This is a genomic window from Pseudomonas sp., assembly GCF_036404235.1.
Taxonomy (GTDB): Bacteria; Pseudomonadota; Gammaproteobacteria; order Pseudomonadales; family Pseudomonadaceae; genus Aquipseudomonas.
Genome location: NZ_DASWOT010000038.1, coordinates 16,904 through 28,200, shown reverse-complemented (window position 1 = coordinate 28,200; position 11,297 = coordinate 16,904). Strand labels below are relative to the sequence as shown.

The 11,297-nt window shown below is 55.1% G+C and carries 13 protein-coding genes; 12 read left to right on the top strand and 1 reads right to left on the bottom strand.

What is annotated here, in order from left to right; genetic code table 11:
- From VGC62_RS05110 to VGC62_RS05090, 5 genes are all read left to right on the top strand, one after another.
- A partial coding sequence (locus VGC62_RS05110; RefSeq protein ID WP_331185980.1) for an MFS transporter occupies nt 1-848 on the top strand: 848 nt, incomplete at its 5' end.
- Nucleotides 845-1,459, top strand: a complete 615-nt coding sequence (locus VGC62_RS05105) for a methylthioribulose 1-phosphate dehydratase (RefSeq protein WP_331185979.1) — start codon at nt 845-847, stop codon at nt 1,457-1,459. The genes VGC62_RS05110 and VGC62_RS05105, both read left to right, overlap by 4 nt.
- Before the next feature lie 94 nt (nt 1,460-1,553).
- Entirely contained in the window at nt 1,554-2,099 is a 546-nt protein-coding gene (locus VGC62_RS05100) for an acireductone dioxygenase (protein ID WP_331185978.1), read from the top strand.
- Between the two features lie 7 nt (nt 2,100-2,106).
- Complete coding sequence (gene mtnC, locus VGC62_RS05095) at nt 2,107-2,790, top strand: acireductone synthase (RefSeq protein WP_331185977.1); 684 nt, start codon at nt 2,107-2,109, stop codon at nt 2,788-2,790.
- Between the two features lie 332 nt (nt 2,791-3,122).
- Nucleotides 3,123-3,839, top strand: coding sequence for a LuxR C-terminal-related transcriptional regulator (locus VGC62_RS05090; RefSeq protein WP_331185976.1), 717 nt, complete (start codon nt 3,123-3,125; stop codon nt 3,837-3,839).
- A gap of 126 nt (nt 3,840-3,965) precedes the next feature.
- On the opposite strand, the gene VGC62_RS05085 is transcribed toward VGC62_RS05090, so the two are convergent.
- The gene (locus VGC62_RS05085; RefSeq protein ID WP_331185975.1) at nt 3,966-4,244 is read right to left on the bottom strand and encodes a DUF3509 domain-containing protein; all 279 of its coding nucleotides are present in this window, start codon (nt 4,242-4,244) and stop codon (nt 3,966-3,968) included.
- A 454-nt stretch (nt 4,245-4,698) separates the two neighbouring features.
- Here VGC62_RS05085 and VGC62_RS05080 point away from each other — a divergent pair, with 454 nt between their 5' ends.
- The 7 genes from VGC62_RS05080 (at nt 4,699) to VGC62_RS05050 (ending at nt 11,189) form a co-directional block, all read left to right on the top strand.
- Nucleotides 4,699-5,235 (top strand): ankyrin repeat domain-containing protein, encoded by a 537-nt coding sequence (locus tag VGC62_RS05080; protein ID WP_331185974.1) that lies wholly within the window; start codon nt 4,699-4,701, stop codon nt 5,233-5,235.
- 84 nt (nt 5,236-5,319) lie between these two features.
- Nucleotides 5,320-5,841 carry a hypothetical protein gene (locus VGC62_RS05075; RefSeq protein WP_331185973.1) on the top strand — a complete coding sequence of 174 codons (522 nt, stop codon included), beginning with the start codon at nt 5,320-5,322 and terminating at the stop codon, nt 5,839-5,841.
- 153 nt (nt 5,842-5,994) lie between these two features.
- The gene (locus VGC62_RS05070) at nt 5,995-6,186 is read left to right on the top strand and encodes a PLDc N-terminal domain-containing protein (RefSeq protein WP_074755146.1); all 192 of its coding nucleotides are present in this window, start codon (nt 5,995-5,997) and stop codon (nt 6,184-6,186) included.
- Nucleotides 6,187-6,377: 191 nt separating this feature from the next.
- The gene (gene speE / locus VGC62_RS05065) at nt 6,378-7,238 is read left to right on the top strand and encodes a polyamine aminopropyltransferase (protein ID WP_331185972.1); all 861 of its coding nucleotides are present in this window, start codon (nt 6,378-6,380) and stop codon (nt 7,236-7,238) included.
- Nucleotides 7,239-7,358: 120 nt separating this feature from the next.
- Nucleotides 7,359-7,610 (top strand): helix-turn-helix domain-containing protein, encoded by a 252-nt coding sequence (locus VGC62_RS05060; RefSeq protein WP_331185971.1) that lies wholly within the window; start codon nt 7,359-7,361, stop codon nt 7,608-7,610.
- Nucleotides 7,607-8,818, top strand: a complete 1,212-nt coding sequence (locus VGC62_RS05055; RefSeq protein ID WP_331185970.1) for a type II toxin-antitoxin system HipA family toxin — start codon at nt 7,607-7,609, stop codon at nt 8,816-8,818. The genes VGC62_RS05060 and VGC62_RS05055 overlap by 4 nt, the downstream gene beginning before the upstream one ends.
- 301 nt (nt 8,819-9,119) lie before the next feature.
- Complete coding sequence (locus tag VGC62_RS05050; RefSeq protein WP_331185969.1) at nt 9,120-11,189, top strand: LTA synthase family protein; 2,070 nt, start codon at nt 9,120-9,122, stop codon at nt 11,187-11,189.
- Nucleotides 11,190-11,297: the final 108 nt, after the last annotated feature.

Below are 11,297 nucleotides of genomic sequence, written 5' to 3'. Positions count from 1 at the left end.
CGCTGCATGCGTTCTTCTGGCATGCCGTACTGCCGCAATTTGAGGTGATCACGCTGGCGCATTTGCGGGGCCAGATTTCTCGCTACAGCCAGATCCGACTGTGGGGCTCTATCGGTTTTATCCTGACCGTGGTCGCACTGGGTCGCGTGTTCGAGTGGTTTAGCCTAGATACCTACCCGCAGGCCTTGCTGTTTATCATGCTGGGGATCGTCGCTAGTAGTTGGTGGGTGCCCAATGCCAGTCCTGTGGCGGCGAGTCAGCGCATTCAGGTGGGCGGGTTCCTCAGGCAGCTCACGTCTCCCGGCGTGCTGGCTTTTTATGCCTGCGTTGGGTTGATGCAGTTGAGTCATGGGCCTTATTACACATTCCTCACCCTGCATCTTGAGCGGCTGGGCTACGGTCGCGGGGTCATTGGCGTGCTCTGGGCGGTGGGCGTGGTCGCCGAGGTGCTGATGTTTATGGCGATGAGCCGCCTACTGCAGCGCTTTACGGTGCAGCAGGTACTGACGGCCAGTTTCCTCTTGGCCGCGCTGCGCTGGCTGCTGTTGGGCAACTTTGCCGAACATTTGGTGTTGTTGATTTTCGCCCAAGTGTTGCATGCCGCAACGTTTGGCAGTTTTCACGCTGCTGCCATCCATTTCGTGCAACGTAGCTTCGGGCCACAGCAGCAAGGGCAGGGGCAGGCACTTTACGCGGCACTGGCCGGGACCGGCGGCGCGATGGGGGCGTTGTATTCGGGTTACAGCTGGAATGCACTGGGCGCCGGATGGACCTTCAGCATCGCCAGTGTTGCGGCACTGGCGGCCGCCATCTTGTGTGCCACACGTATGAAAGAGGAGCGCGTATGAATCGCGAACAGCTGAGTATTGAGATCATTGAAGCCGGGCGATTCCTTTATGGTCGTGGCTGGTCGCCCGCCACCAGCAGCAACTATTCGGCACGGCTGTCGGCCAGCGAGGTGCTGCTGACTGTTTCGGGCAAGCATAAGGGGCAGCTGGGTATTGATGATGTCTTGGCGACGGATCTGTCTGGCAACAGTCTGGAACTGGGCAAAAAGCCTTCGGCGGAAACCCTGCTGCACACCCAACTGTATAGCTGCAAACCGCAAGTGGGGGCGGTGTTGCACACTCATTCCGTCAACGCTACGGTGTTGTCGCGACTGACCGACGCCGATCATCTGGTGTTTGAGGACTACGAGCTGCAAAAGGCCTTCAGCGGCGTTGTCACGCATGAATCCCGCGTGCTGGTGCCGATTTTCGACAACGATCAGGATATCGCGCGGCTCGCCTCGAAAGTCCAGCCCTGGCTCGATGATCACCCCGATTGCGCCGGTTATCTGATTCGGGGTCACGGGCTATACACTTGGGGGGCGAAGATGAGCGATGCATTACGCCAAATCGAGGCGTTCGAATTCCTGTTCGAATGTGAATTGAAAACCCGCGCCATCCTGAATCGTTGAATGCGGTCTTTGTAGACCGCGCGCACTGCCTGAATGAACGCACTTGACCGGATAGAAAGCCGGCAGGCGTGGACCGAACCGAGGAACTACCGTCATGAGCATCCTGTCCGTTTACCATGTGTCATCCCCTGATGTGCCGAACAAGGTCCTGACCCACGTTGAGGATATCGCCTCGACGTTGGCCGAACACGGTGTGGCGTTTGACCGTTGGCAGGCATCCACGCCGATAACTCCGGGTGCAAGTCAGGATGAGGTGATCAACGCTTATCGCACGCAAATCGACACGCTGATGACCGAGCGCGGTTATGTGACGGTTGATGTCATCAGCCTCAACAGCGATCACCCGCAAAAAACTGAGTTTCGCGCCAAATTTCTGGAAGAACATCAGCATGGCGAAGACGAAGTACGGTTTTTCGTGGCGGGTCGTGGCTTGTTTACGCTGCATATCGGTGATTTTGTCTACGCCGTGCTCTGTGAAAAGAACGACCTGATTTCAGTCCCCGCAGGCACTCGCCACTGGTTTGACATGGGCGAAAATCCACACTTCGTCGCAATTCGCCTGTTCAACAACCCTGAAGGCTGGGTGGCGAATTTCACTGGCGACGACATCGCGGGCCGATTCCCGCGACTGGAAGATTGAGGTTTAGATGTCCATCAAAGCGATTCTGACCGATATCGAAGGTACCACCAGCGCTGTGAGTTTCGTATTCGATGTGCTGTTCCCCTACGCCGCCGCTCATTTGCCGGATTATGTCCGTCAGCATGCCACCGAGCTTGCTGTGGCTGCGCAGTTGGACCTTGTGCGGGCGGATAACCATGAGCCTGACGCCGACGTCGAACGGGTGATCGAGATTCTGCTGGACTGGATCGCCGAGGACCGCAAGGCCACGCCGCTAAAAGCGTTGCAAGGCATGGTCTGGGCGCAGGGTTATCAGGCGGGGCAACTCAAGGGGCACGTTTATCCGGATGCGGTGGAGGCGCTCAAGCGCTGGCATCAGGAGGGCTATGAACTCTATGTTTATTCCTCAGGCTCCATACAGGCACAAAAGTTGATTTTCGGTTGCTCTCAAGCAGGCGATTTGTCAGGGCTGTTCAGCGGCTATTTCGACACCACCTCGGGCCACAAGCGCGAATCGCAATCGTACCGGACCATCGCCGCTGCAATCGGTCACGCGGCGCAGGAGATACTCTTTCTGTCCGACATTGTCGAAGAGCTCGATGCAGCGCAGGAGGCGGGCATGGCGACCTGCGCACTGGTGCGCAATGGTGGCGAGTTGCTCGGTCATCCGAATGTTGCAAGCTTTGTCGTGATCGATCCTACGCATTACTGAGTGCCTGGAGCCCCATACCCCACACATAACGATTCACTCTCTGAGTGGGTCGTTATGTAAATGGCGCAGTAAAGATGTAAGCAAATTTTTGTAGTCCTGTGGGAAGCGGCTTGTTTATAAGTCAGTGATGCCTGTTTGTTTTCGCTTTTATGTTTAACCCCCTTTGACTGTGTAACCCTGCGTCTGTCGGATCCCGGCAACCCTCGCGATGTCGCTGCCATGTGTTTGTTTGCATGACAGGGACATCCCGGCGGCTGTATTCACCGAAGCTGTACTCAATAAAAAAGAAAACACCAATAGGGACGACACACAGAGATTTTAAAGGAGGGGAAATGAAAAATATGGAAGCGGGGACACTGAACCCATTGATACAGCAGATGGTGACCAGCATTACCGATATGGACGGCGATGCGGCCATTATCAACGCTCTGGAATGGCTTAGGGGCGAATGCGGTTGCAAGCGAGCAATGCTTTACCAGTACAGAAGCGGTGTACTGCTGAGCTGCATCACCTCCAATGTCGATGGGTATTGGAAGGATCTGTATTGTCAGGGACGGTTGATGATCGAGGATCCCGTCGTGCGCTATTTCCGGCAAACCATGGGATTCCTTGACTGGAACGAGGCGTTCGACACCTACCCGCCGTCGGCTGCCTATATGGCTGCGGTGGAAGATTGCGATCTGTTACCGGGTTTTTCGTACGGTTATTCCAGTCAGAGCCGATCGAATAACGGGGTGGTGACGATTTGTTCGTTGAACGCTATGGAAAGGCCGCTTACTCACACCGACCGTTATCTGCTGGCCAGCCTGGTGCCGATGCTGCATGTCGCGGGTAATGGTAGGCAACTGCACAACCGTTCGTTGACTCAAAAGGAAGTGGATACCCTGAAGTGGGCGAGACAAGGCAAGACAGCGTGGGAAATAGGCCTAATCAATGAGGTTTCGGAGGCAACGGTAAAGCATCATTTCAAAAGCATCTACGCAAAGCTTGGTGTGTCCAATCGCGCACAAGCAGTAGGCGAAGCCTTATGCCGTGGCATCATTCAGTAACTCCGGCTCCCGCCAGTACTATTGAACATTGATGCAAAAAAAACCGCGAGAGCTCGAAAGCTTTCGCGGCAACAAACTGGCAGAAACAGGGGAGTCAAAGAACGTCGCCATAGCGACATAAAACGTTTAACGCGTGTGGTAAGTCGGCAAATCAAATCGATGCTGGCTTTGCAGCATTGAGATTGCGGGTAATTCACTGGCCTGAGCCGCCAAGTCGCGGCGGATGGCGCTGATCACCCATTCCAGCTGAACCGGGGTATGCAATTGTGCGTACGAGACCGAACGGCGGATCTGCTTACCTTCGCTGTTTCGTAACGACAGCAACACACCACCGTCTGGACGGGATTGAGTAGTGACTTCGAAATCTGAAAATACGGACGAGAATTTTTCTTGGATGAAAGTCATGTCTAGTGGCTCCATTGCTCAGGGATAACAAGCTTGGAAGTACTAGTGCAGTGACTGTGCCACTATTTTATGGTTTATTAATTCATTAAAAAACAATGAGTTATGAATAATCTAATTTTTGTGCTTCGTGCAAATTGCATGAATAGCCATCAAGTGTCCTGCAATTTGCCAGAGTGTGAAGGCGGCCAAGGAGGAGGATGTCCGGCTTACTGAGAGCTCTGACCTCGATCTGTCGGTTTTATGTACTTTACCTGTACGAGTTTTCGCTGCAATGCACTTCATTCAGACAGACGGCTGCGTCTATGGGGGCTATCGAAAACCTTTTCTGGCCGCCCAGCCATGTGCCTGCCATCGTCCGCACATGGCATGGAAACTTGACCGCAAACATGAGGGTCTGAGATTTGCGGCGAACGTATCAATTAATCACGCGCCTGTGGCGCTCAAGGAGCACTGAATGTCCGACAACGCTAAACCCTTAGGTTCTGCCACGCGCATGACCGATGACGAAGCGCTGGAGTTTGCCGAGCAGGTCTTTGATCGCGCGCGCGCAGGCGATGCGGTGATGCTCGATCGCTTGTTGGAGAACGGCTTGACACCCAACTTGCGAAACCACAAAGGCGACACATTGCTCATGTTGGCCAGCTATCACGGCCATCAGGAGGCAGTAAAGGTACTGCTCAAGCACAAGGCCGATCCAGAAGTCCGTAATGACAATGGTCAGAGCCCGATTGCAGGTGCGGCGTTCAAGGGCGATCTGGAGGTTGTGCGTCTGCTGGTTGAGGGTGGAGCGAATGTTGAAGGTGCCTCGGCTGATGGCCGTACAGCATTGATGATGGCGGCGATGTTCAACCGCACGGCGATTGTTGACTACCTGATTTCCAAGGGTGCCAATCCGCACGTGCAGGATGCCAAGGGCGTAACCCCGTTGATGGCGGCACAAACCATGGGGGCAAGTGAAACCGCCGACCAGTTGACCAGGCTCGGGGTGTAATTGAGTACGTGAATCGACAGATAGAGGCGTGAAGGATTTCCCGTTATTCTTCGCGCCTGTTTTTTTGCCCGGACTCTCATCGCCATGAAAGCGCAGCTTATCGAATTCATCCGTAAAATCAGCTCCGGCTGCATGGGTGACGAAGAAATCGCTATGATCGCCGCCGAGGCCGCTCAGGCTTATGCCGGACCGCAGGCTTTTCTTGCGGCCAATCCCGATATCAATTACGACGACACCTTTGCTATTGCTCTGGGTGAGTGGGTCGTCATTGGCAGTCTGCCGGAAACGGTGCTGTTCCAGGCCGACACTTATATGGATCTGCTGGAGCAGATCATGGCGTCGTTCGGTCCGGGTGTGACATTCAACATCAAGCCAAAACAGTTGGCCAAGACCGAGCCTCTCACAGCGCTGAATCGGATTCAGATTCAGTTGAGCAGCATGAACAAGGACGTGGGCGGTTACGTGCTGATGAATATCAGCCAACCGCTGGATGACGAGCTGCAGGCTGTGCTGGTGTACGGCTGCGATCAAGCGCGGGTGATCGAGTTGGGGGCTGAGCTGGGGATTGCCGTGGCGCCAGCCCTTCAAGCACTCAAGGCAAATTGACCGGAAGGCGTAGGTCCTGCTGATGTACCGCGTTACCGGGTTATCCAATAAGTGGGCAGCGGTGTACTGCGCCGTATCAAATATGCCCGCGCACGGAACCCTTGCAGGGCGCCGCTTTCCTAAGCAGGGCAAGCCTCACTAAGGAGCAACACCATGGGTTCTACATTCAATGGTCTGATTGGACTGATCATTCTGGCGCTGGATATCTGGGCCATCATCAATGTACTGAAAAGCGGCGCCGAAACCGGGATGAAAATCCTCTGGGTTTTGCTGATCGTGCTGCTGCCGGTTCTCGGTCTGATCATCTGGGCGATCGCCGGTCCGCGAGGCAACGTCCGTATTTAAGCTGCTCAATGAGCCTGTTCCACCCGACGCTTGATTGCCGGTATGCAGTCAGGCGTTTTTTCTGCGCGCTGATCGGCGTGCCGGCCAGATTAGCCATGAGATTCGACCTGTCATCCTCGGCGACGTAGAATGCGCGCCTTTCTTATGGGCGGCTCGCCGTCCAGTCACCAGCATTTATCGGGGATCTACCCATGAGCGATTATCAAGAGACGTTGTACGAAGGTTACGGCCAGCGCTTTCGTATAGAAAAACTGCTCCACGAAGTGCGCACCGAGCATCAGCATCTGGTGATCTTCCAGAACCCGCGCATGGGACGTGTGATGGCACTCGATGGCGTGATCCAGACCACCGAAGCCGATGAGTTCATCTATCACGAAATGCTCACCCACGTGCCGATCCTGGCCCATGGCGCCGCCAAGCGCGTGCTGATTATCGGCGGCGGTGACGGTGGCATGCTGCGTGAAGTCGCAAAACATCGCAGCGTCGAACACATCACCATGGTCGAGATTGACGCCACCGTGGTCGAAATGTGCAAGGAGTTTCTGCCCAACCATTCCAAAGGTGCGTTCGAGGATGCACGCCTGAACCTGGTGATCGACGATGGCATGCGTTTCGTCGCCACTACCCAGGAAAAATTCGACGTCATTATTTCTGACTCCACTGACCCGATTGGTCCTGGCGAAGTGCTGTTTTCGGAAAACTTTTATCAGGCTTGCCATCGCTGCCTGAACGAGGGCGGCATTCTGGTGACCCAGAACGGCACGCCATTCATGCAACTGAGCGGCGTGCAAACCACTGCCGGACGGATGCGCGGTCTGTTTACCGACTGGCACTTCTATCAAGCGGCCATTCCAACTTACATCGGCGGCGCCATGACTTTTGCCTGGGGTGCGACGAACACGTCCTATCGCAAGCTGCCACTGGAGACTCTTCGTCAGCGTTTCGCCGGCAGCGGCATTCTCACTCGTTACTACAACCCGGAAGTGCATATCGGCGCTTTTGCGCTGCCGCAGTACGTTTTGCAAGCGGTGAACAAGCCAAGCAATGACTGACTAAAAGTTACGCTTGTATAACTTTTAAATAGAATGTTACTCATATGTAACATTTTCTGGTGTTTTCCATTTGTTACGTATACATTCCATCGCTGATGAAATGTTATACAGGCATGACAAATGGACGCTCTATTACTGGTCGAACGTCTTGGGCGACAGATTGAAGGCATGCGCAAGACCCGAGGTCTGACGCTGATCGATCTGGCGGCGCAGGCGGGCGTCACTCGGCAAAAACTCTCGGAAATTGAAAAAGGCAGCCCCACAGTCTCGATCAACCTGTATGCAAAAGTGCTGGCGGCGCTGAACGCTGAATTGAGCGTTGTACCGGCACGCCGACCTTCATTCGAAGAGCTGCGTGAGGTGTTCAAGTGAAGCCTCTGCATCGGGTAAGGATTTTCACGCCTGAAGGCGATAGTGGAGAGTTGTCCTCGACCGACATCGGCGATTACCTGTTTCGCTACGGCCTGGACAGCGATCCCCGTTCGCAGGTCAGTCTTACCATGCCGGTTCGTGATAATGCTTTCATGTCGCGCAGCTTGCATCCGGTGTTCCAGATGAACCTGCCGGAAGGTTATGTGCTGGAACAGTTACGCAATCGTCTGGCCAAGACCACGCCTATCGATCCCATGTTGTTGATCGCCCTGACGGGTAGCGGCTCGCCTGTGGGGCGTGTCGCCGTGAAATCCGCGGCCATTGACGAACTGCTTGCCAGCCAGCGGGCTGCGGTTGGGAGAAGTCTCTCTGAAATCCTCAGTTGGAGTGGCACTGAGGATCTTTTCACCGAACTGGTCGACAGTTATCTCCTGCGCACCGGCATTTCAGGCGTCCAGCCCAAGGTCATCGTGCCCGAGGTTTCTGGCTTCGAGTCAGGCCCGAAAGCGACAATGCTGATGCCCGAGCTGATCGTGAAGTCCGGTCGCAACGACTTTCCGGGTCTGGCCGTCAATGAGTTCTTGTGCATGGACGCGGCGCGCCGTGCGGGGATGCCAGTGCCCGAATTTTACTTGTCGGATAATCGACAATTGTTCGTCATGCGTCGCTTTGACCGTGAAGCCGATCAACGCGCGATTGGTTTTGAGGACATGGCAGTACTGATGGGCTTGGGCACTGAACAAAAATATGACTCCAGTTACGAAAACATCGCCAAGGCCATCCGTATATTTTGTGCGCCCGAGCAGATCCAGGCATCTCTCGAACAATTCTTCGATATCGTTGCGCTGAGTTGCATCGTAGGAAATGGCGACGCGCACTTGAAGAATTTTGGCATTCTTTATCACGATCCGTTGGGCGGCGACGCGCATCTAGCGCCAGCCTACGACATCGTCAACACAACGGCTTATCTTCCTGATGACTCGCTCGCACTGCGTCTGGCTGGATCGAAAAGTCTGTTCGGTTCGCGTCTCGGGATTCTGGAATTGGCTTCGATCTGTGGCATCCGCAAGCCTAAACCCCGCTTGCAGCGACTGGTCATGGCCACACGAGACTCCCTGAAGGCCAATGCCGGGTTGGCCGAAGAAGTCCCCAAGGTGCTGGCCGCCATCGAGTATTCGCTCGGTTTATACGATCAGTCGTTCAGATAGGTGCCGATTCGACTTCGCATCTTTGTAAGCAATTATTTGAGGCTGCGACAAACAACAGAATTTTCACGGCTTTTGCTGAAAAATCCGCAGCGCTTCAAAATGCCTGATCAAACGAGCGTCGCGGCAAAGCAATGGGCGCTCTCGCAACAATACCAACGTCTTCTCATGAAGAATCGCGTGCATCAGTGGTAAACGGTGGGCGATCACGTAATATTTGCCACCCGCGATCCCGACCGGTTTTTTGTCTTCGGGCGCACAGGCTTTTCGAATTTCAACCTGAATCCAACGGATCCTAGAATACATGGCCAAAACGGACGCCCTGGCGCGCGCGCCGCAACCTACTGTCAAATCGCACCTGGCGTATACGCTGCTGAGCGGTCTGGTGTTGATGGTTCTCTACACTCTGTTGCGCGTTGCGCTACTGGTCTACAACCGCGAAGGGATCGGCGAAACGCCAGCCGCAAGCTTCATCGAAGCGTTTGCCAATGGCCTGCGTTTTGATCTGCGGCTGGTGGTTTATCTGTTGATTCCGCTGTTGCTGGCGTTGTTCAGTGCGCGGCTGATGGCGATGCGGGGTCTTTTTCGTTTCTGGCTGACGCTGGCCGCCAGCCTCACAACCTTCTTCGGCTTGATGGAGATGGACTTCTACCGTGAGTTCCACCAGCGCCTGAACGGCCTGGTCTTCCAGTACGTCAAGGAAGACCCGAAAACCGTACTGAGCATGCTTTGGTACGGTTTTCCGGTGGTCCGTTATCTGTTGGCATGGGCGGTGGTCACCTGGCTGCTCAGCCTGGTGTTCAAAGGCGTGGATCGTGCGACTCGTCCTAGTCGTCAGTTCAGCTTGAGCACTTCGAGCAATCGCAAGGTTGCGCCGTGGTATACCCGTATTGGCGTATTTGTGGTGTGCCTGTTGATTGCCGTTGTTGCTGCTCGCGGCACACTGCGTCAAGGTCCACCGCTGCGCTGGGGTGATGCCTACACTACCGAATCCAATTTCGCCAATACACTGGGCCTCAATGGCACGCTGACGTTGATCGCCGCTGCCAAGAGCCGGATGTCCGAAGACCGCGACAACATCTGGAAAGGCACGTTACCGGCTGCGCAAGCGCAGCAGACCGTGCGCGATATGTTGCTGACGGCCAATGACAAGCTGATCGACCCTGACACTGCCGCTGTGCGTCGTGACTTCACGCCACCGGCCGACAAAACCCTGCCGATCAAGAACGTCGTGGTGATCCTGATGGAGAGCTTCGCCGGTCACTCGGTGGGCGCTTTGGGTGATGAGTCCAACATCACGCCATACTTTGACAAGCTGTCAAAGGAAGGCCTGCTGTTTGACCGCTTCTTTTCCAACGGTACGCACACCCACCAAGGCATGTTTGCGACCATGGCCTGCTTCCCGAACCTGCCGGGTTTCGAGTACTTGATGCAGACGCCTGAAGGCAGCCACAAACTGTCCGGCTTGCCGCAACTGCTGAGCGCGCGCAAGTACGACGACGTGTACGTTTACAACGGCGATTTCGCCTGGGACAACCAGTCGGGTTTCTTCAGCAACCAGGGCATGACCAACTTTATCGGTCGTAACGACTTCGTCAATCCAGTGTTCTCCGATCCGACGTGGGGTGTGTCCGACCAGGATATGTTTGATCGTGGCGCGCAAGAGCTCAAGGCTCGCGAGGAGAATGGCCGTCCGTTCTATGCATTGCTGCAGACCCTGTCCAACCACACGCCTTACGCGCTGCCTGCCCAGTTGCCGGTGGAACGTGTCACCGGGCATGGTTCGCTGGATGAACACCTCACCGCCATGCGCTACTCGGACTGGGCGTTGGGGCAGTTCTTCGAGAAGGCCAAAAAAGAGCCGTATTACAAGGACACCTTGTTCATCGTCGTTGGCGACCATGGTTTTGGTAACAACGAGCAGATCACTGAAATGGACCTGGGCCGCTTCAACGTGCCGATGCTGATGATCGCGCCTGGCCTGCAAGAGAAGTTCGGTACACGCAGCAGTATCGTCGGAACCCAGATCGATATCGTGCCGACTATCATGGGCCGCCTGGGTGGCGAAACGGTCCATCAATGCTGGGGGCGAGATTTGCTGAACCTGCCGGATGGCGATAAAGGCTTTGGCGTGATCAAACCCTCGGGCAGCGAGCAAACGGTGGCCATCGTTACGGGCGATCGCATTCTGATCGAGCCCAAGGAGATGGAACCGAAGATCTACAGCTATACATTGGGCATCAAGCCTCATGCCGAACTGATCCCTGATGCTCCTGATGTGGCGCAGTTGCGCAAGCAGCTGGACAGTTTCCTGCAGGTCGCGACCAAAAGCCTGTTGGACAATACGGCGGGGGTAAAAGACGCCAAGCCGTAGTCTGATGACTGCTTGAAAAAGAGGCCTTCGAGATTACTCTCAAGGCCTCTTTTTTTGCCCTCTTACCAAGCCCCTGGCTGACAAATCGGTGGAACGAATACCGGAAAA

Excerpts from the sequence above, each read along its gene's own strand:
- VGC62_RS05060 (WP_331185971.1), top strand. The coding sequence starts at position 7,359 with ATGGACGCTCTATTACTGGTCGAACGTCTTGGGCGACAGATTGAAGGC.
- VGC62_RS05090 (WP_331185976.1), top strand. The coding sequence starts at position 3,123 with ATGAAAAATATGGAAGCGGGGACACTGAACCCATTGATACAGCAGATG.
- speE (WP_331185972.1), top strand. The coding sequence starts at position 6,378 with ATGAGCGATTATCAAGAGACGTTGTACGAAGGTTACGGCCAGCGCTTT.
- VGC62_RS05050 (WP_331185969.1), top strand. The coding sequence starts at position 9,120 with ATGGCCAAAACGGACGCCCTGGCGCGCGCGCCGCAACCTACTGTCAAA.
- VGC62_RS05070 (WP_074755146.1), top strand. The coding sequence starts at position 5,995 with ATGGGTTCTACATTCAATGGTCTGATTGGACTGATCATTCTGGCGCTG.
- VGC62_RS05075 (WP_331185973.1), top strand. The coding sequence starts at position 5,320 with ATGAAAGCGCAGCTTATCGAATTCATCCGTAAAATCAGCTCCGGCTGC.
- mtnC (WP_331185977.1), top strand. The coding sequence starts at position 2,107 with ATGTCCATCAAAGCGATTCTGACCGATATCGAAGGTACCACCAGCGCT.
- VGC62_RS05105 (WP_331185979.1), top strand. The coding sequence starts at position 845 with ATGAATCGCGAACAGCTGAGTATTGAGATCATTGAAGCCGGGCGATTC.
- VGC62_RS05100 (WP_331185978.1), top strand. The coding sequence starts at position 1,554 with ATGAGCATCCTGTCCGTTTACCATGTGTCATCCCCTGATGTGCCGAAC.
- VGC62_RS05085 (WP_331185975.1), bottom strand. The coding sequence starts at position 4,244 with ATGACTTTCATCCAAGAAAAATTCTCGTCCGTATTTTCAGATTTCGAA.
- VGC62_RS05080 (WP_331185974.1), top strand. The coding sequence starts at position 4,699 with ATGTCCGACAACGCTAAACCCTTAGGTTCTGCCACGCGCATGACCGAT.